Annotated in this window: 22 protein-coding genes, 1 other RNA gene and 1 riboswitch; of the genes, 9 read left to right on the forward strand and 14 right to left on the reverse strand. The window is 64.5% G+C overall.

Annotated features, from left to right (window positions below; all coding sequences use genetic code 11):
* The first annotated feature begins 7 nt into the window (after window positions 1-7).
* From hisN to ACX80M_RS04545, 8 genes are all read left to right on the forward strand, one after another.
* Window positions 8-820, forward strand: coding sequence for a histidinol-phosphatase (hisN, locus tag ACX80M_RS04510; RefSeq protein ID WP_104061136.1), 813 nt, complete (start codon window positions 8-10; stop codon window positions 818-820).
* 159 nt (window positions 821-979) lie between these two features.
* Window positions 980-1,093, forward strand: a riboswitch (SAM riboswitch).
* Between the two features lie 35 nt (window positions 1,094-1,128).
* On the forward strand, window positions 1,129-2,568 hold the full coding sequence (locus tag ACX80M_RS04515) for an aminotransferase class V-fold PLP-dependent enzyme (RefSeq protein ID WP_252611687.1): 1,440 nt from the start codon (window positions 1,129-1,131) through the stop codon (window positions 2,566-2,568).
* A gap of 121 nt (window positions 2,569-2,689) precedes the next feature.
* Window positions 2,690-3,448 (forward strand): class I SAM-dependent methyltransferase, encoded by a 759-nt coding sequence (locus tag ACX80M_RS04520; protein ID WP_252611685.1) that lies wholly within the window; start codon window positions 2,690-2,692, stop codon window positions 3,446-3,448.
* Between the two features lie 31 nt (window positions 3,449-3,479).
* Window positions 3,480-4,193, forward strand: a complete 714-nt coding sequence (locus ACX80M_RS04525; protein WP_252611683.1) for a metal-dependent transcriptional regulator — start codon at window positions 3,480-3,482, stop codon at window positions 4,191-4,193.
* Window positions 4,194-4,628, forward strand: coding sequence for a fluoride efflux transporter FluC (locus tag ACX80M_RS04530; protein WP_252611681.1), 435 nt, complete (start codon window positions 4,194-4,196; stop codon window positions 4,626-4,628).
* The gene (locus ACX80M_RS04535; RefSeq protein WP_252600147.1) at window positions 4,628-5,023 is read left to right on the forward strand and encodes a fluoride efflux transporter FluC; all 396 of its coding nucleotides are present in this window, start codon (window positions 4,628-4,630) and stop codon (window positions 5,021-5,023) included. The genes ACX80M_RS04530 and ACX80M_RS04535 overlap by 1 nt, the downstream gene beginning before the upstream one ends.
* 43 nt (window positions 5,024-5,066) lie before the next feature.
* A complete protein-coding gene (locus tag ACX80M_RS04540; RefSeq protein ID WP_056343264.1) occupies window positions 5,067-5,435 on the forward strand; it encodes a hypothetical protein in 369 nt (122 codons plus the stop codon).
* Between the two features lie 81 nt (window positions 5,436-5,516).
* A complete protein-coding gene (locus ACX80M_RS04545) occupies window positions 5,517-5,654 on the forward strand; it encodes a hypothetical protein (RefSeq protein WP_167349845.1) in 138 nt (45 codons plus the stop codon).
* A 4-nt stretch (window positions 5,655-5,658) separates the two neighbouring features.
* On the opposite strand, the gene ACX80M_RS04550 is transcribed toward ACX80M_RS04545, so the two are convergent.
* The 14 genes from ACX80M_RS04550 to ACX80M_RS04615 form a co-directional block, all read right to left on the reverse strand.
* Window positions 5,659-6,636, reverse strand: a complete 978-nt coding sequence (locus tag ACX80M_RS04550; RefSeq protein ID WP_459309059.1) for a S1C family serine protease — start codon at window positions 6,634-6,636, stop codon at window positions 5,659-5,661.
* A 203-nt stretch (window positions 6,637-6,839) separates the two neighbouring features.
* Window positions 6,840-7,208: a transfer-messenger RNA gene (gene ssrA / locus ACX80M_RS04555) on the reverse strand.
* A gap of 87 nt (window positions 7,209-7,295) precedes the next feature.
* Window positions 7,296-7,766 (reverse strand): SsrA-binding protein SmpB, encoded by a 471-nt coding sequence (smpB, locus tag ACX80M_RS04560; protein WP_056343258.1) that lies wholly within the window; start codon window positions 7,764-7,766, stop codon window positions 7,296-7,298.
* An 87-nt stretch (window positions 7,767-7,853) separates the two neighbouring features.
* The gene (locus tag ACX80M_RS04565; RefSeq protein WP_252600125.1) at window positions 7,854-9,260 is read right to left on the reverse strand and encodes a peptidoglycan DD-metalloendopeptidase family protein; all 1,407 of its coding nucleotides are present in this window, start codon (window positions 9,258-9,260) and stop codon (window positions 7,854-7,856) included.
* 27 nt (window positions 9,261-9,287) lie between these two features.
* On the reverse strand, window positions 9,288-10,202 hold the full coding sequence (ftsX, locus tag ACX80M_RS04570; RefSeq protein ID WP_252600126.1) for a permease-like cell division protein FtsX: 915 nt from the start codon (window positions 10,200-10,202) through the stop codon (window positions 9,288-9,290).
* A complete protein-coding gene (gene ftsE / locus ACX80M_RS04575) occupies window positions 10,199-10,993 on the reverse strand; it encodes a cell division ATP-binding protein FtsE (protein ID WP_252600127.1) in 795 nt (264 codons plus the stop codon). The genes ftsX and ftsE overlap by 4 nt, the downstream gene beginning before the upstream one ends.
* A gap of 175 nt (window positions 10,994-11,168) precedes the next feature.
* A complete protein-coding gene (prfB, locus tag ACX80M_RS04580; protein ID WP_058931963.1) occupies window positions 11,169-12,287 on the reverse strand; it encodes a peptide chain release factor 2 in 1,119 nt (372 codons plus the stop codon).
* A 63-nt stretch (window positions 12,288-12,350) separates the two neighbouring features.
* On the reverse strand, window positions 12,351-12,764 hold the full coding sequence (locus ACX80M_RS04585) for a pilus assembly protein TadG-related protein (RefSeq protein ID WP_252600148.1): 414 nt from the start codon (window positions 12,762-12,764) through the stop codon (window positions 12,351-12,353).
* A 64-nt stretch (window positions 12,765-12,828) separates the two neighbouring features.
* Complete coding sequence (locus ACX80M_RS04590; RefSeq protein WP_252600128.1) at window positions 12,829-13,221, reverse strand: hypothetical protein; 393 nt, start codon at window positions 13,219-13,221, stop codon at window positions 12,829-12,831.
* A gap of 73 nt (window positions 13,222-13,294) precedes the next feature.
* The gene (locus ACX80M_RS04595) at window positions 13,295-13,717 is read right to left on the reverse strand and encodes a TadE family protein (protein WP_252600149.1); all 423 of its coding nucleotides are present in this window, start codon (window positions 13,715-13,717) and stop codon (window positions 13,295-13,297) included.
* Between the two features lie 24 nt (window positions 13,718-13,741).
* A complete protein-coding gene (locus ACX80M_RS04600) occupies window positions 13,742-14,008 on the reverse strand; it encodes a hypothetical protein (protein ID WP_252611669.1) in 267 nt (88 codons plus the stop codon).
* A gap of 81 nt (window positions 14,009-14,089) precedes the next feature.
* A complete protein-coding gene (locus tag ACX80M_RS04605; RefSeq protein ID WP_459309063.1) occupies window positions 14,090-15,031 on the reverse strand; it encodes a type II secretion system F family protein in 942 nt (313 codons plus the stop codon).
* Window positions 15,028-15,882: a type II secretion system F family protein gene (locus ACX80M_RS04610; protein ID WP_252611665.1), complete on the reverse strand. Its 855-nt coding sequence runs from the start codon at window positions 15,880-15,882 to the stop codon at window positions 15,028-15,030. Before ACX80M_RS04610 ends, ACX80M_RS04605 begins: the two co-directional genes overlap by 4 nt.
* Complete coding sequence (locus tag ACX80M_RS04615) at window positions 15,882-17,105, reverse strand: CpaF family protein (RefSeq protein WP_459309066.1); 1,224 nt, start codon at window positions 17,103-17,105, stop codon at window positions 15,882-15,884. Before ACX80M_RS04615 ends, ACX80M_RS04610 begins: the two co-directional genes overlap by 1 nt.
* A gap of 272 nt (window positions 17,106-17,377) precedes the next feature.
* Here ACX80M_RS04615 and ACX80M_RS04620 point away from each other — a divergent pair.
* A partial coding sequence (locus ACX80M_RS04620; protein WP_459309068.1) for a GH25 family lysozyme occupies window positions 17,378-18,704 on the forward strand: 1,327 nt, incomplete at its 3' end.

An 18,704-nucleotide genomic window follows, 5' to 3' on the forward strand; every position in this document is an offset into this window, starting at 1 on the left:
TGGAACCATGATCCAACCCGCTTCGAGCTACAACGATGACTTGCGCCTTGCCCATGTGCTGGCAGATTCCGTGGATGACCAGACCATGAGCCGCTTCAAGGCACTGGACCTCCGCATCGAGACCAAGCCGGACCTGACGCCGGTAACGGACGCGGACAAGTCCGCGGAGGAAGCCATCCGCGGCCAGCTGTCCCGCTCGCGTCCGCGCGACGCCGTGCTGGGCGAGGAATTCGGCAGTTCGGGCCATGGCTCCCGCCGCTGGATCATTGATCCCATCGACGGCACCAAGAACTTTGTCCGCGGCGTCCCGGTTTGGGCCACCCTGATCGCCCTCGTGGACGAAGGCGAACCCGTGGTGGGAGTGGTCAGCGCGCCCGCGCTGGGCAAACGCTGGTGGGCCGCCAAGGGTTCCGGCGCGTACATGGGCAAGTCCCTCGCCGCCGCAACGCGGCTCCGCGTCTCCGACGTCTCCAAACTTTCGGATGCCTCCCTGTCCTACTCCAGCCTGGGCGGCTGGAAGGAACGCGGCAACCTGGATGAGTTCCTGGGCCTGACCGAGGACGTGTGGCGCACGCGCGCCTACGGCGATTTCTGGTCCTACTGCATGGTGGCCGAAGGTTCCGTGGACATCGCCTGCGAGCCCGAACTGAACCTGTACGATATGGCTGCCCTGGTGCCCATCGTAGTGGAAGCCGGCGGCCGCTTCACCTCCTTGGAGGGACAGGACGGGCCGTTCGGCGGCAACGCCCTGGCCACGAACTCCATCCTGCACTCAGAGGTGCTCAAGCGGCTGAACCCGGATCTGGACGATCTCCTCTAGGCACTTTCTTCGAATTATCGACGGCGGACGCCTCCTCAAGGGGGCGTCCGCCGTCGTATCTTCGACAAATGAGGCTGTTCCTCAAACGCGCGTAACAAAGTCCTTAACATTGGGCCGAGCTTCCTTTCTGCAGCGGCGGATGTTCTACGCTTCTTAACAGGTCACGAGTGCCAGCGCGAAACCCCGGTTTGCTGGCCGGCAACCCTCCATTCGCGGTGGGGTGCCCCGGGTGACGACCAGGCCGGTCCGGAATGGACACGGCAAGCGCGGATTCCCGTTACCGGGAGTCCTTCTAGAGTGAGGTCTCCGTGACAACTGCCACTGTCTCCCCCAACACTGTTTCTCCCAGCAACGCCGCCCCCGCCAATGCCACTGCGCTGATCCACGATGACGCCGCTATTGCAGGGCGCCCCCTCTCTGCGGTCACCGGGGCGGAAATCCAGGCACCGCTGATCCAGGGCGGCCATGTCCGGTACGCGAACCTGGACTACGGCGCATCCGCTCCCGCCCTCTCCGTCGTGTCGGCCTACCTCAACGAGATCCTGCCGTTCTACGCCAGCGTCCATCGCGGCGCCGGCTACGCGTCGCAGATCAGCACCTCCGTCTACGAGAACGCCCGGGACATCGTGCGCGACTTTGTGGGCGGGCGCCCGGACGACTCCGTCATCTTCACCCGGAACACCACCGACTCGCTGAACCTGCTGGCGGGTTGCCTGCCGGCGACGGACGGACGGCCCAATGGCGATGTCCTCTACTTGGACATCGAACACCATGCCAACCTGCTTCCGTGGCAGGGAGTCCCGCACCGCAGCGTTGTCGCCGCGGACACCATCGTGGGGACCATCGAGGTCCTCCGCGCCGAACTTGAGCAGGGCAACGTCAGCCTCCTCGCGGTCACGGGCGCCTCCAACGTCACCGGCGAGATCCTCCCGATCAAGGCCCTGGCCGCCCTCGCCCATGAGTACGGAGCGCGGATCGTGGTGGACGCCGCGCAGCTGGCGCCGCACCGGCGCATCAATATCAGCACCGACGACGTCGACTACCTCGCCTTCTCCGGGCACAAGCTCTACGCGCCGTTCGGCTCCGGCGTCCTGGTGGGCCGCACCGACTGGCTCGACGCCGGCACGCCCCACCTGGCCGGCGGCGGCGCCGTCCGCGAGGCCAGGCTCGACGGCGTCAGCTGGGCCACCGGTCCGGCCCGGCACGAGGGCGGCTCCCCCAACGTCCTCGGCGCGGCCACCCTGGCCCGCGCCACCCAGGTCATCGCGTCCCTGGACCACGACCGCTGGCACGCCCACGAGGCAGCCATCAGGTCATTCCTGGTGGAAGGGCTCGGGAAGATCGACGGCGTCACCGTGCACCAGATCTTCTCGGACACGGACGCTGAAGCGGGCACCATCGGCGTGGTGAACTTCTCCGTGGCAGGGTACGACGCCGGGCTTGTGGCCGCGTACCTGTCGGCCGAGCATGGCGTTGGCCTCCGGGACGGCCGCTTCTGCGCGCACCCGCTGCTCAAGCGCCTCGGCCTTCCCTCCGGTTCCCTGCGGGCCAGCTTCGGCGTGGGCTCACGGCTGGAGGATGCCCAGCGCCTCCTTGCCGGCCTGGAGCAACTCCGCCGGACCGGCCTGGGCTGGGACTACGTGGTGGACGCGGGCCGCTGGGTTCCGGCCAACGACTCCCGCACGTACCCTCACTGGGCTCCCAACACCCCGGGCACCGCCGGCGCAGCTCCGTGCCTTGACGACTGACTGACGCTTTCCTCCCCTGGTTCCTGACCTGACCGCTGCCTGACTGCCGCCTGCCCCAGCGGCTGCGGCCCATGCGGTAAATTCGAAGGATACCGATGGGCACAGTTGAAGGAGGCCGCACGTGGCACGGGGTGGCCCCAGACTTGAGCACGGACGCCGCCTGGAACTCGGACAGAGTTTCCAGGACGGCGGCGAACATTACCAGCGCGTACGCCCTGGCTACCCTGCCGACTCAGCGGACTGGCTGATCCCTGCCGGGGCCACGGACGCCGTGGACGTGGGCGCCGGAACCGGCAAGTTCACCGCCCTTCTGCTGGAACGCAGCCTGGCGGTTTCCGCCGTGGATCCGTCGCCGGACATGCTCGAACAGCTGCGGGCCCACTACGCGGCGGCGGACGCGACGCAGGGGACGGCAGAGGCGACGGGACTCGCTGACTCCTCGTTCGACGTCGTAAGCGTGGCGCAGGCCTGGCACTGGTGCGATCCGCTGCAGGCGAGCACCGAACTGGCGCGGATCCTGCGGCCCGGCGGAACTCTGGGGCTGATCTGGAACCAGCTGGACACGTCCGTTCCGTGGGTGCACCGGTTGTCCCGCATCATGCACGCGGGCGACGTCTACAAGCCCGGGTTCCGCCCGGTGGTGGGGCCGGAGTTTGAAGGCCTCGAGAGCCATGTGACGCGGTGGGAGGACAGCCTCAGCACGGCGGACATCATGGAACTGACGAAGTCCCGCAGCTACTACCTGCGCGCCGGCGAAGCCACGCGCGGCAAGGTCCTCGCCAACCTCGACTGGTACCTGCACGAACACCTGGGGCACGCCGCCGAAGAGGAGATCAGCCTGCCGTACCTGACTTTGACGTGGCGGGCCACGAAGGCGTGACGGGCGCTGACCACCGGGTAGGCTTGGGAACGTGAAGACCAGCGCGCCCTCCTCCTCGATCGAGGACTACGTCAAGGTCATCTACGGCTTCACGGAGTGGCAGGACAAACCCATCACGTCCTCGCAGCTCGCGCAGCGCCTGGGGGTGGCCAATTCCTCGGTCTCGGAGATGGTCCGCAAGCTCAAGGACCAGGGCCTGGTGGACCACAAGCCATACAGCGCCATCACCCTTACAGACTCCGGGGTCCGGCTGGCATTGTCCATGGTGCGCCGGCACCGGCTCATTGAGACCTACCTGGTGCAGGAGCTTGGTTACAGCTGGGACGAAGTCCACGACGAAGCCGAACTGCTGGAGCACGCGGTGTCGGACACGTTTATTGAGCGTATGGCGGCAAAACTGGGCAACCCGCAACGTGACCCGCACGGTGACCCGATCCCCGCCGCGGACGGCACCGTGCGCCTGCCCGAGGCCCACCTCCTCGGCGAACTCGATCCCGGGCACACCGGCCGGATCACCCGTATCAGCGACGAGAACCCTGATCTGCTGCGGTATCTTTCCGCCGAGGAAATCGACCTCGACGACGAGGTCGAGGTAGTGGGCCGTAAGCCGTTTGGCGGAGCGCTGGTGGTGCGGATCAGCAACGCCGGCAGGAAGCGGGACTACGATCTCGCGGATGAAGTCACCGCGGCGCTCTGGGTCCACAGTGACCACCCCCATACCGGCTGCACCTTCAGCGGCAGCTGAATGACGAACGCCCGCGTTCCGCACTGGCGGGCCTGGCTGGCCGTGGCGGCAGGCGGCCTCGCCGGAACGGAACTCCGGTACGGGCTGGGACTCGCCTTTCCGGAAACCGTGGGGGCAATGCCCTGGACCACCCTGGCCATCAACGTCACCGGAAGTTTTGTGCTGGCTGCCCTCACTACGGTCTGGATGGCCCGGCCGCAGACGGCATTCTGGCTCCGCGCCGGCCTGGGGCCCGGATTCCTGGGCTCGTTCACCACGTTCTCAGCAGTCGTTTTCTCGAGTGACCAGCTGTCCAGGGCCGGCGAACATCCCGTGTGGATCGCCTACCTGGGGCTATCCCTGCTGCTGGGACTGGGCGGCGCGGCCGGTGGCTGGCGGACCGGACGGCTACTCACCGACCGGCTGCAGGGTGACCGGGCGGGGACAGCGCCGTGATGGGCGCGGTCCTGGTGGGAGTGTTCGGCATGGCGGGCGCCCTGCTGCGCTTCGCCGTCGACAGCTGGTTCGCCCACCGCGAGGGGCTCCGCACGGCCGTCAGCCCGAGCGGTAGGCTGCGGCACTGGCCGTGGGCCACGCTCACCGTCAACGTCACCGGGTGCCTGATCATCGGACTGTCCATCGGCATCACCGGACGGCTCGGCCTTGCCCCCGAGTGGCAGACCGCTGTCGCCACCGGCCTGGCGGGCGGGCTCACCACGTTCAGCTCCTGGACCACCGCCACGGTGCGGCTCCTGAGCGAGTCGCGGTTCAGTGCCGCCGCCCTGAACATCGGCGCCAACCTGGCCGCCGGATTTGCCGCGGCGGCTGTCGGCATCGCACTGGCGTCGTAAGGGACTCATTCAGGTTTGTCCCGGTCCCGTATCGTTGACTCTGATGATTAGCAGACGCGACGCGGCAATTGCCCTTGATGTACCGATGGAAATGGCCCAGCGCCATGGCATCCCGAAACGACTGACCGAGGCGGAGCTGGGCGAAATCCTGGACAACCCACCGGCATGGCTGATCCAGTCGCGGGCCAACCGGACCGGCAAGCGTCCGGTCTGGGTGCACCTGGAATGTGCCGTCTGCGGCTACGAGGAAGCGGCCCGGCCCAAAAAATGGTGGCCGGAATTCACGTATGTGGTGTGCGAGCACCATGCCCCGGACGAGGTGCCGCCGCTGCGGCCGGGCCTCATCAGGAGCGAGTTCGACGGCGTCGGGACCCGTTTCGTGGGCATCGCGGACGTGGCAGTTCCGGACTGATTCGGGGCATTACATTCGGGGCTGAACAGGCGTATTTTACGAAGTGGGACGCAGCCCGTCCCCCGTTGTAAGGAGCACGCCATGCCGGACAAGTCACCACATCAGCAGCTGCACAAAAAGCCGGTCAAAACCATCAAGGAAAAACGCGCGGAAAAGAAGGCCAAGAGCCCGGTTGAAGGCCCGCAGGACCCGGTAGCGCACCTGAAGAAGCGCCGGTAGCGGTTTACCCGTTCCCGGCCATCTCTTCGGGCACTGCCACAATGTCCACTTCCTGGCCGTCCCTCAGCACTCGAATCGGCAGCGGCTGGCCGATCGCATCGGCGAACAGCAGCTTCTGCAGGCTCTCGGCGTTGCTGACGGGACGGCTTCCGGCTGTCAGGATGACGTCACCCGCCCGCAGGCCCCCGCGGTCTGCAGGCGAACCGGCCAAAACCTCCACCACGCGCAGCCCGTCCCGTTGTCCCGTTCTGATCACCGCGCTGGCATTGAGCCGGAAAGGTGTGCTGACCACGCCGAGATAAGCCCGCCTGACACGGCCGTCCTTCAGCAGCGCTGAGATGATGCGCCGCGTGGTGGTGTTGATGGGCACGGCCAGGCCCAGCCCCGCTCCGGCCACCGCTGTGTTAATTCCCACGATGCGGCCGTGCGTATCGGCCAGCGCTCCGCCGGAACTGCCAGCATTGAGTGCTGCGTCGGTCTGGATGACGTCCTCGATCACGCGCCGGTTGCCACTGGACCATACCGGAATGGCACGGCCCAGGCCGCTGACCACACCCGCTGTAACTGATCCGGCCAGGCCCAGCGGATTCCCCACCGCAATGACCAGCTGGCCCACCCGCAACGTCTCGGCATCGCCGAACTGCGCCGGGGCCACTTTCGGTGCCCTGCCGTGGAGCACCGCGAGGTCGGACAAAGGATCCGCCCCCACCAGTGCAAGATCGGTCCGGCTGCCGTCAGCAAAGGCGGCATGGCCTTGATGGGTGCCGGCCACCACATGCGAATTGGTGAGCAGGTAGCCGTCTTCAGTGAAGAGCACCGCCGAGCCTGCGCCCATGCGGAACCGGCCGTTACGGCGGTTGCCGGTCATTTCAATGGCCGCAACATGCGGGGTGACCGTCTCAGCCACGCGCATGACGGTCTCCGAATACGAGTCCAGCGGACCGTCGTCGGCCGCTGCATTGGGTTCCTGCGCCTGTTCCATGGCACACCTCCTGGCTGGCGTTGCTGCCCCCGGCTTCCAGACCTGCTGCTGCGCCGGAGCTTATTGGCGACAACCACGGGGTAGCACCGCGTAGTCCCGGAAAAGCTACGCCGTGGGTGAACAGGGCACTCAACACCGCGCTTAAATGCCAGAAGACCCGGACGCGGGTCCGGGTCTTCTGGCAATGTCTTGCGACATTCAAAATGTGGAGATGGGGGGAATTGAACCCCCGTCCGATGTTGTGTTAACAGGGCTTCTCCGGGCGCAGTTTGCGTCGGACTTTCTCGGCCCCAGCCCTCCTGCAAACAGGTGGCTGATCCGGGCCCAGTCATCTAAGAGTCCCGTTTGCCCCGATGACGGAGGCAAGCAGCAGTGGCTATCTAAATGACGCCAGGATCCGGGGCAATAGCAACCTCGGGCTGACGGACTGTCTTACTGCTTAGGCAGCGAGAGCGAAGTCAGTGCGGTTTGATTTGGCACTTATTGGTTTGCAGACAGCGTTTACGAGATAATTCTGCATCCTCGGCCCGCTTCACCTGTCGCGACTAACATCGTCGAAACCGATCATCCCCGTATTTTGTTTTCAAACCGGCCGGGCTGTGCACGCACAAATCCCTGCCGGACTATCTATCATAACGCATGCCCGGCGGAAATCATTCCTACCTGCGGTTGCGTTCCCGGACCTCGCGAAGGGCTTCGCGGTTGTCCTGCTGCTCACGCAGGGTCTGGCGCTTGTCGTACTCCCGCTTACCGCGTGCGACGCCGATCTCCACCTTGGCCCGGCCATCGAGGAAGTACAGCTGCAGCGGCACCACTGTGAAGCCGGACTCCCGGATCTTCACGGAGATCTTGTTGAGCTCTTCACGGTGCAGCAACAGCTTCCGACGGCGGCGTGCGGAGTGATTGGTCCAGCTCCCCTGGTTGTACTCCGGGATATGGATGCCCTCCATCCACAGCTCGTCGTTATAGAACGTGCAGAAACCGTCCACCATGGAGGCGTGGCCTTCGCGCAGCGACTTGACCTCGGTCCCCATCAGGGCGATGCCAGCCTCGTAGGTATCCAGCACGTGGTAGTCATGCCGGGCCTTGCGGTTGGTGGCCACTACTTTACGGCCACTTTCTTTGGGCACGGTTGAACTCCTCAGTTCTTGGATCCTGGTTGGCTCCGGCCGTTCCGGCGCGGAGTCATACCAGTGTACGGCAGGCGCGGACCGGCGTTACAGCAGCCGCATCGGGTCCACTGCGGCCCCGTTGAGCCAGGTTTCAAAGTGTGCGTGGCAGCCCGTTGAGTTGCCGGTGCTGCCCGAGTAGGCGATGAGCTGCCCGGCGGAAACCTGCTGGCCGTTGGAGACCACGACGCTGGCGTTGTGGTAAACAATAGTGGTCAGCGAGTTGCCCTGCACCACTCCGTGGGAGAGCTTCACGCGCCAGCCGCCGCCGTCGGCGGAGTTCCAGCCTGAGGAGAAGACCTCGCCGGCTGCCGCTGCGTAGACCGGAGTGCCGCAGGCGGCGCCGAAGTCGATGCCGGTGTGGAGGTAACCGCCGGTGCCGTAGAAGTCGATGGTTCCCGGCGGGGTTGAGCGCCAGCCAAAGCCGGAGGTGATGGGCACGTCGCCCGAGAAGGGATGCCGCAAGCCAAAGGCCGACGGCGATCCGGTCACCGGGGCGTACGGCTGCTCGGCCTGGCCCTGCGCCCGTGCGGCGGCAGCAGCAGCCTCAGCGAGGCGGCGCTGCTCTGCTTCCCAGGCCTCCCGGAGTCTGCGGTCACGTTCGGCGATCTCGTTGGCTATGGCGTTCTGGCTTGCTGCAACCGCCGCCATTTGGGACTGAATGCCAGGTTTCGCTGCCTGGAGTTCAGCGTCAAGTCTTGTTGTATCGGCGATCAGCTGGTCAACCTGGGCCTTCTTGGCAGCCGCCTCGTCACGGGCAGCCTTTTCCCGTTCCAAGGCGGCGTCTGCCTTGGCTTTGAGGTCCCTGATTTCTGCCTCAACGGCTTCGAGCCGGGCCTGCGAGTTCACATTTGTGGCGCTTTGCTGGGACAGCTTGTCCATGGCGGCGTTCTGGCTGCGCATGGCCTGGTCCGCGAGGTCCATGGTGTCGGTCAGGCTGCCGCCGTTGTTTGCCCCGAAGAAGAGGGTCAGGTTCGACGGCACGCCTCCGGACTTGTAGGCCTGGGTGGCGATCTGGCCGATCAGCTTCTTGGTGTCCGCGATCTTCTGCTTGTCAGCCTCAAGCTGCTGGGTGATTTTGGCCTTATTCTGCTGTGCAAGGTCAACCCGCGCCGTCAGGGCTTCGACTTCCTTGACCGCACTGGCCACGCGCCCCTGGGCCTCCAGGAGTGCCTGCTGGGCGCCCGGCAGCTGGCCCTGGTAGATCACTAGATCGCCGGCGGCCTTCGCGATGCGTGAGTCCACGAATTCCAGGGACTGCTGAACCCGGGCCGCCTCAGCTTCGAGGGCGGCACGCTTGTCATCGAGCTCATCGGCGTGCGCCACCGGGGCTGACGCACCCATGCTGGCGGCGAGGAGCAGGGCCAGGACGCCGCTGATCAGGCCGCCGCGGCGGCCCGCAGGTCGCCGGCGTTCGGCCCGGTGTCGGGGCGCAGTTCGGTGCAATTCGTTCATCAGGATTCCTTGTTCGGTTTGCACAGCCTAGACCTTCAAATATCTGCGTAAGGTCAAGAGCGACGAAATTCCTGCCAAAGATCCGCCAAGGATCAGCAAGGCCGGCGCAAGAATGAGCGTCTGGCCCGGCGAGATAAACGCCGTGTCCGGATACTGCTTGGACAGGTATTCGCCCAGGAAGAAGTGCGCCACTGCCCACAGCGTGCCGGATGCCAGCGCGGCGCCGATCACCGCCGCAATCACGCCTTCAAGGATGAACGGCAGCTGGATGACGATCTTGGACGCGCCCACCAGGCGCATGATCCCGGTTTCGCGGCGGCGGCTGAAGGCCGAGAGCCGGATGGTGGTGGCGATCAGGAGAATGGCACAGATAATCATCACGCCGGCGATGCTGACAGCAACCAGGGAGGCGGCATTCATGGCCGAGAAGAGCCGCTCGAGCAGCTGGCGCTGGTCAATGACCGTTTCGACGCCCGGCTGCGAGGAGAACGTCTCGCTGATGATCTGGTATTTTTCCGGATCCTTCATGTTGATGCGGAACGATGAAGGGAGCTGGTCCGGCGTGACGGAATCCACGATCGGAGAATTCGAGAACTGGTCCTTGAAGTGCTTGTAGGCCTCTTCCTTGGACTCGTACTGGAAATCGTTGACGTACTGGGCCACGGCGGGTGATTCGAGCAGGGTCTGCAGGTTGTCCTGCTGCTCCGGGGTGACCGGGCCCGTTGCGCAACCGGCCGCCGTCGAACCGTCACTGCAGAGGAAGATGGCAACCTGGACTTTGTCGTACCAGTAGCCCTTCATCTGGTTGATCTGGAGCTGCAGCATGCCTGCGGCACCCACGAATGTCAGTGAGACAAAGGTGACCAGGATGACCGAGACCACCATGGAAACGTTGCGGCGCAGTCCGCTGCCGATTTCGCCGAGGACAAAGGCGAGCCTCATCGCTGCTCCTCCCCTGCGCCCGGATTGCGTTCCCCTGATGCGGGCGGCTGGGATTCGTCGCGGCCGCTGGCGTCCCTGAGCCGGCGGGACTGGCCCACCACGGGGATCATGGAGGTATACATTGCTTTGGCCTCGTCGCGGATGACGATGCCATTCCTGAGCTCTACAACGCGCTTGCGCATCTCGTTGACGATGTCGTCGTCGTGCGTGGCCATGACCACCGTGGTGCCGTTCTGGTTGATCTTGTCCAGCACGCCCATGATGCCCATGGAGGTGGTGGGGTCCAGGTTGCCGGTGGGTTCATCGGCGAGGAGGATGCCGGGGCGGTTGACTACGGCACGGGCGATGGCCACACGCTGCTGCTCGCCGCCGGAAAGCTCATGCGGAAGGCGGTTTTCCTTGCCTTCCAGGCCCACGGTCTTCAGGACTTCGGGAACGGTGTCGCGGATGACGCTGCGGCTCTTGCCGATGACCTGCATCGCGAAGGCTACGTTGGCGAACACGCTCTTCTGCGGAAGGAGCCGGAAGTCCTGGAAGACCACGCCGATGCCGCGGCGGAGCCTGGGCACGCGCCAGCTGGAGATCTTGGCGACGTTTTGCCCGGCGACGTACACGGCGCCCGAGGAGGCCCGGTCTTCCTTCAGCACCAGCCGCAGGAACGTGGACTTTCCGGATCCGGAAGCGCCGACGAGGAAGGCAAATTCACCACGGTCAATCTCAAGGCTGACATCGTCCAGCGCAGGCCGGGCCGTATGGTCGTAGACCTTGGTGACATTTTCGAATCGGATCATGGCCCTAATTACCCTGCAGGGCACGGCTGATACAGCCCAGATCTGCAGCCGGAGCACGGGCATTCGTTTGGGGGAAGTAGAGCTCCGGCTCCTCGACTATACGCAGGCTTTTGGCCGGTTTTCGGGGGCTTCGGGGGTGTGTCGCGCGATCAGGCCTACCGGGTAGGCACAGCAGCTACGACTTCTCGGCGTTCCGGTTGTCGGTGCGCCAGCGGATCCCGGCGTCGATGAAGTCGTCAATTTCGCCGTCGAACACGGCGGAGGTGTTGCCTACCTCGTGTTCGGTCCTGAGGTCCTTGACCATCTGGTACGGGTTCAGGACGTAGGAGCGCATCTGATCGCCCCAGGATGCCTTGACATCGCCGGCGAACGCCTTCTTTTCGGCGTCCTCCTGCTCCTTCTTCAGGAGAAGGAGCCGGGACTGCAAAACGCGCAGGGCTGCTGCCCGGTTCTGGAGCTGCGACTTTTCGTTCTGCATCGACACCACGGTGCCGGTGGGGATGTGGGTCAACCGGACGGCGGAGTCGGTGGTGTTAACCGACTGCCCGCCGGGACCGGAGGACCTGAACACGTCCACACGGATCTCGTTGTCCGGTATGTCGATGGAGTCCGTTGACTCGATGAGCGGAATGACCTCGACGGCGGCGAAGGACGTCTGGCGGCGGCCCTGGTTGTCGAACGGGCTGATCCGCACCAGGCGGTGGGTCCCGGCTTCGACGCTGAGCGTGCCGAACGCATACGGTGCCTTGACTTCGAACGTTGCGGACTTCAGTCCCGCCTCTTCGGCGTAGGAGGTGTCCATGACGGTGGTGGGGTACCCGTGGCGTTCGGCCCAGCGAAGGTACATACGCATGAGCATTTCGGCGAAGTCTGCGGCGTCCACGCCGCCGGCCCCGGCCCTGATGGACACCACGGCTTCACGTTCGTCGTACTCTCCCGAAAGCAGCGTCACTACCTCGAGTTCCTTCAGGGATTTCCTGATGGACTCCAGCTCGGTTGCAGCTTCGCCCATGGAATCGGCGTCATCCTCGTCCTGGCCAAGCTCCACCAGCACTTCCAGGTCATCGATCCGCGATACCAGCCGGTTCAGCCGCTCCAGCTCGGACTGGCGGTGCGACAGGCGGGAGGTGATCTTCTGCGCCGCGGCGGGGTCATCCCACAGGTCAGGCTCGCCGGCGCGTTCGCTCAGTTCGGCGATGTCTTCCTTCAGAGCCTCAACATCGCTGACTCGCTCGATGGAGGTGTAGGTGGCGCGAAGAGCGCGGATTTCTGCGGAAAAATCAATATTGGCCATGGTCGTTTAAGCCTACGCTATCCGGCCGGAGTGCCGGACTTCTCCTGGCTTCTCCGCTTCCGGTCAGCGCGTGAGCCGGGAACGGGCCGTGGAGGCCGCTTCAATTCTGATGCCATCAGGCACCAGGAAGTTCACCACCGGAGGGTGGACAACAGCGCTGAGAACCACGACGGCGGTGGACCCGTCAGGGCTGCCGGTCGCCGCTGAAACGGCTAACCCGTCGAACCGGGCCGACGACGGGCTCCGCGCGATAAAGTCGGCCGCAACGCTGCGGACGCGTCCAGGGCCCAGTACGGCTGAGGGGCTCCCGCCCTCTCCCCCGACCTCGCCCAAGGTGTAGCTGTCGGCGGCGGCCAGCGAGGCGCCGTCGGCCAGGGACAACAGCCGCTTGTGTTCGAGGTAGACGCTGGAGATGCCGATGACCACTGTGACCACCAAGAGGGCCAGCGCGACGTAGCCGATGATCATGACGGTCATCTGGCCGCCCTCACCTGGATCGCTCTGCGTGGCTTCGGGGATCGCTTTCTGCGTCACTTTTGGGTCACCGGAACCTGCCCACCAGTTGGGTGGACGAGGCTTCAACTTCGCTGGCCTTGAGCCTGAAGTCCTCGTTGAATGGCACGAAGGGCAGCGGGACAGTGAGGTTGACCGTGACGGTGATGGCCGTGCCCGCAGCCTGGCAGTCGGCAGGGTCGCAGCGGGTGGATACGCGTGCCTGCTCGGCATCGTGGCCGAAGTCCGCGAGGGCGATGAGGGCTGCCCGTTCGGCAGCAGCCTCGGCAGACTCTGCATCCGGTTGGGCGACGAACACCTTCGCGGCCTGGTCGGCGGCGCCGACCACGGCGAAGGACCCACCCTGGATCTGTCCCACGGTGATGATGAAGTAGACCAATGGGACCATCAGGAGCAGCGCGAGGAAGGTGAATTCGACCACTGCACTCCCCTTTTCCCTGTGCTCGTTGCTGAGCGCCTCGCTGAATCGCTTGCGTAGGCGGGAACGCCAGGTGTTAGGGCTGGATGGCCGCATGGCCTTTCACCTCCAGCAGGTCCCGGGGGCCGATCAGCCCGATGACGGGCATCGGAGCCTTGATGGTCACTTCGAGGGTCCGCAGGCCCTGGAACGTCACTTCGGCAGTTGTGATGTCCTGCGCGAACTCAGCGTTTAGGGAAGTCTCGATGAGCGTCGCCGCCCGTTCCTGGGCATCTGACGCTCCCCGGTCTGCGAGGGTTCCATAACGTGCCCCTGAGGCTGCCGCGTCGATCAGTGTGTTGCGGACGTGCAGGACCAGGGTCAGCTGGATTATCGCCAGAAAAAACATGGTGAGCAGGCCACCCACGAGGACGAAGTCCACGACGGCAGAACCGCGTTCATCCGTGCGCCAGCCCGGCTCAGCGCCGATCCGGGACTGGCACGGTTCCCGGCTGGGCATGCATTGGCTGGCGCCCAGCATGACTTACTTTCCGACCTTGTCCATGGCCTGGTTGAACATCGTTTCGAGGGCTGGGCCGGCGAGAGCCAGCAACCCCGCCACCAAAACTGCGGACATTAAGGTGATCATCACCCAACCGGGGACGTCGCCACGTTCCGGGTGGTCTTGTGCCGGCACGTCGGGATCCGTCGCTGCGTACCTCCGGCCTGACACAGTTTCACTGGTCCGTGCCCACAGGCCGGCCAGCAAAGCGAGGAGCAGCAGGCTGCCCGAGATTCCCATGTTTTTCATTTCGGTCCCATTCGTTGTGTAAATGACGCGGTGGAAGTCATGTGGCGGTTAGCGGCTGTGACGGCTTGGCGATGCTCATGGCTAAAGTCCAAGGCTGATGGCCGCGATGCCGGGGAACACTGCGAAAACCACTGTTAAGGGCAGTACACCAAAGACCAAAGGAACCATCATGGCAATTTCTTTCTTGCCCGCCGACTCCATGAGGTCCCGTTTTGCGGTGTCCCGGACGTCCTGGGCCTGAGCCCTCAGCACATCTGCCAAGGGTGTGCCCCGCTCGACCGCCACGATGATTCCGTCGACAAATCTGACGAGCGGCCCCAGATCTGTCCGCGAGGAAAACTCCTGGAGCGCTTCCACCAGCGGTTTTCCCGCTCTGGTCTCAGCAAGAATCTTGGAAAACTCCTTGGCCAGCTCGCCACTGGCACTGCGACAGACGCGGTCCAGGGCCCCCGTGGCACTTTCACCGGCACCGACAGCCAGGGCCATGAGCTCGGCAAGACTGGGAAACTCCGCCATCATCCGGGATTCCCGCCTGCTGATCTGGACGCCCAACCAGAAGTCACGGAAGAGAAAGCCGCCGAGCGCGCTTCCGAGGACGGCGACAACCGCGAGGAATGGACTGAACCGGCCGGCTACCGCGCCCAGCACCACCGCGGCCATGGCGGCGGCGAATCCAGCAGCGGCCCAGAGGAGCTGTTCGGCCCGGAAATCTATGGGTGATTTGTTGATGCCGGCTTGGGCGAGCCTGCGGGTCAGCGCCTTTGACCCTAGGTTCAGCTTCCCCAAGGCTGCGAGTCCGTCGTGGAGCAGGGGACGCACGATCCGTTCCAACGGTCCGAATGGCGTGGCGTTCTGTCCGCTGGCCCGCAGCAACCGCGATTCAAGGTTTTGCGATTTCAGCTGCGGATCGATGCGCTCGACGAATGTGAGCGGCCGCATAAAGGGCAACCGGACGAAGATCAGCCACAGGCCCGTCCCGAGGACGATGCCGCACACAATCGCAGCCGCCGAGATCCCGTTCATCGCAGCACCCGTTCGTCCTGCGGAAGGGCGCCGATGCGGAGCATGATGGAGTAGCAGACCAGCGACACCACGAGCCCGCCGAGGAGGACGCCGGCTCCCATGGGCGTGTTGTAGGCGTTCACGGCTTCAGGCCGGGTGGCCAGGAGGAGCATAACGATCCAGGGAGCGGCAACCGCGAGCCTGGCGGCGTTGACAGTCCAGGACTGCCGGGCCTCGAGCTCGCTGCGTGTCCGCGCATTTTCCCGGAGAAATTCCGCAAGGGTGCCCAACAGTTTCCCCAGGTCCGAACCGCCCACTTCACGGGTCAGCCTGAGTGCCTCGACGATCCGGTCCGCCACCGGGTCCGCCAGCCGGTCCTTGAGTTTATTAAGAGATGCATCGAATTGCCCGCCCGCGCGGTAGTCGGCTCCGAAGTCCCGGAAAACATGCCGAAGCTCCTCGGGGCCTTTCTCCCCCAGCTGGATCAGGGCCTCCGGCAGTGAAAGCCCGGCGCGGATGGCCGACCGCAGGTGGTCCACCACGTCCGGCCAGAGCTGGCGTAGGACGGCAGTTCTCCTGGTCGCCCGCCACCGGACAATGCTGACGGGCAGCCACCCGCCGAAAAGTCCGAAGCAGACGGATATAGGCCATGACCGGCTGACGACAAAGAGGATGAGAGCCACAAATATGCCCAGTCCCAGGCACGACGCGACGAGGCCCGTCCCGGTGACCTTTTCGATTCCGGCGGAGGCCAGCAGGTCCTCGAGGCGGCTGGCCCGCGGGCGGCGCTTCAGCGCTGCCGGCTTTTCCCAGAACGACCACCAGATCAGGAAGAGCCCGGCGCCCGCAAGCACCCCTACCAGAGGCGCCATCAGCGCGGCTCCAGCAGCGCCGCGACGTCGTACCCTGCCCGGGAAAACTTCTCCGCCGCGGGCATGGAGTTGGCCCGCGGCTGCAGCTGGCCGTCCTCCATGGCGAAAACCATGGAGGATTCGATGATGCCGTTTTCCACCCGCCGGCCGAGGGAAAGGATCTCGGTTACTTGGCGGCGGCCGTTGGCGTGCCGGCTGCAGTGGACCACGAGGTCGATGCAGGACGCCACCGTGGGGACGACGAAGGCAGACGAGATATTTTCACCGGCGAGTAGCGGAAGGGTACAGATCTTGGTCACAGCGTCGTGGGCTGAGTTTGCATGGACGGTGCACATCCCCGGAAGTCCACTATTTAAGGCGATGAGCATGTCCAGGCTTTCCGCTTCCCGTACCTCTCCCACCACTAGTCTGTCCGGGCGCATCCGGAGGGCTTCCTTTACAAGCCTGCGCAGTGGGATCTCGCCTTCGCTTTCGAGGTTGGGCTGCCTGCATTGGAGTCCGACGACGTCCCGGAGCGGGAACTGGAGTTCGAAAATTTCCTCGACCGTAATGACGCGCTCACGGCTGCCGATGCTCGCTGCCAGGCAGTTGAGCATGGTGGTCTTGCCCGCCTGGGTTGAGCCCGACACGAGGATGTTCAGTCCGCTGGACACCGCTGCACCGAGGAATCGGGCGGACTGTGGTGTCAGGGTTCCAAGCTCGACCAGGTGCTCCAGGCGGCTGGCCTTCACCACGAACTTGCGAATATTCACGGCCCAGTGCCTGCGGGTGACATCTGGAATAACTACGTGGAGTCTCGAACCATCAGGCAAGGCTGCGTCCACGAAGGGCGATGACATGTCCAGGCGGCGGCCGGAACTCTTCAACATGCGTTCCACGAGATCGCGAACCTGCTGGTCCGTGAGGCTGAGTGAGGTCAGTTCCGACTCGCCGTTCCTGGCCACGTAGATTTCGTTGGGCGCGTTGATCCAGACTTCCTCGATGGTCGGATCGTCCAGCAGCGGCTGAAGGACACCGAAGCCGGCCACCGCATCAAAGACAAACCTGCGGGCGGCCTCCAGCGGACCAATCGGAGGGAGCGGCCCCATCAGGGCCCGTTCGTCGTAGTCGCTGACAGCCGCCTCTACGAGACGACGGACCTCGCCCGCCTGCCGCAGCGGATCAAGACCCCGACGGCGGATCAGCTCGCGGACTTCGTCTTCCACGATTCGCACAGCGTCCATGTAGTTCCCCAATACAACTCCCGCCCCCGGCGGAGGCAGTTCAACTGGGTACAGCCTAGGGAGCGTACAGCACGCCGCCAAGTCATATGAGGCGGGCTGTGGATAACAGTGACGCATCTTTCACATTGGCAACACCGGAAACACTGGTTGCAGCAGTCACTGCGGTGTTAGGGTAGGCGCGTTAAGTCTCGATTTAACCAGTTCAGTGACTCCTGAACTGCAACCCACTTGTGACGCGCTCACGTCAGCGCCGTATTGTCTCCGGAGCCAAAATGAAGCGGAACCAGTCCAACAATCATCGTCCCCTCCGGCAAGTCTTCGGGACAGCAGTTTTGGCTGCCGCTCTCGTGGCGGGCCCCGGCCTGGCGGGCGTCGCGTTCGCTGTTGAACCGACCCCGACTCCGACGCCTTCAACATCCGCGCCGACGCCGGCTCCCACTTCTGCGGTTCCGACGACGCCTCCCGAGGCGGTATCACCGACCGCCACCGCGGCTCCCTCGGTGGCGCCGACAACGGTTGAAGATCCGGTGACAACCCCAGTGCCGACCACGGACTCCGCCGCTGCCAAGGCAGCCATGGCTGAAGCCATCGGCAGTGGCGGAGCGGAGATGGGACAGCGCTCCGCCCGGGTGACAGCATCTTCCTCAAGCACCAGCTTCAAGAAACTCACCACGGAGGCCTTGTCCGCCGAAGGAACGTGGATGCCGACCTTTGGCATCCAAGGACTGGATGTCAGCAGCCACCAGCCCAGCGTGGACTGGCAGCAGCAGTGGAACATGGGTGCGAGGTTCGCGTATGTGAAGGCGAGCGAGGGAAACTACTACACGAGCCCTACTTACAGCTCGCAGTATCAAGGCTCGAGGAATGTTGGCATGATCCGCGGGGCTTACCACTTCGCCATCCCCAACTGGTCCTCAGGCGCCGACCAGGCACGCTACTTCGTACAGAACGGTGGTGGCTGGACCGCCGACGGATACACGATGCCCCCGGTGCTGGACTTTGAGTTCAACCCATACGAGGGCAGGACCATCAACGGATTCTACTTCGGCAACACGTGCTACGGCATGTCGCCAGCTCAGTTGGCTTCGTGGGTCCGCGACTTCGGCAACACTATGCTGTCGATGACCGGCCGGCTTCCCGTTATCTATACCAACACCAACTGGTGGAACCAGTGCCTCGGCAATCCCGCAGGTTTTGGTGCTTACCCGCTTTGGGTTGCGGCGTACCCTAGCTCTCCGACGAACAATGCAGGCTCGGTTCCCACAGCGAGCTGGAGCACCTATAGCATTTGGCAGTACAGCAGCACCGGACCGTTTGCCGGCGACTCGAATGTTTGGAACGGCAGTTACGCCGACCTTAGCGCGTTTGCGAACGCAGGAATTCCTCAAGCAGCTTTTAAGGCCATCGCTGACTTGGCAGCTGGGTCTCCGATGCTCGGCAAGCCAGTCACGAATGTGCGGGCAGGGCTGAACGGAGGCGTGTCCCAAGGCTACGAAAACGGCGCCATCTACTGGACAGCCTCCACCGGCGCCCACATCTCCGCAGGCGTCATTCGCGATGCCTGGGCAGCCCAAGGCTGGGAAACCGGCCCTCTCGGCT

This window comes from Pseudarthrobacter sp. MDT1-22 (assembly GCF_054511035.1).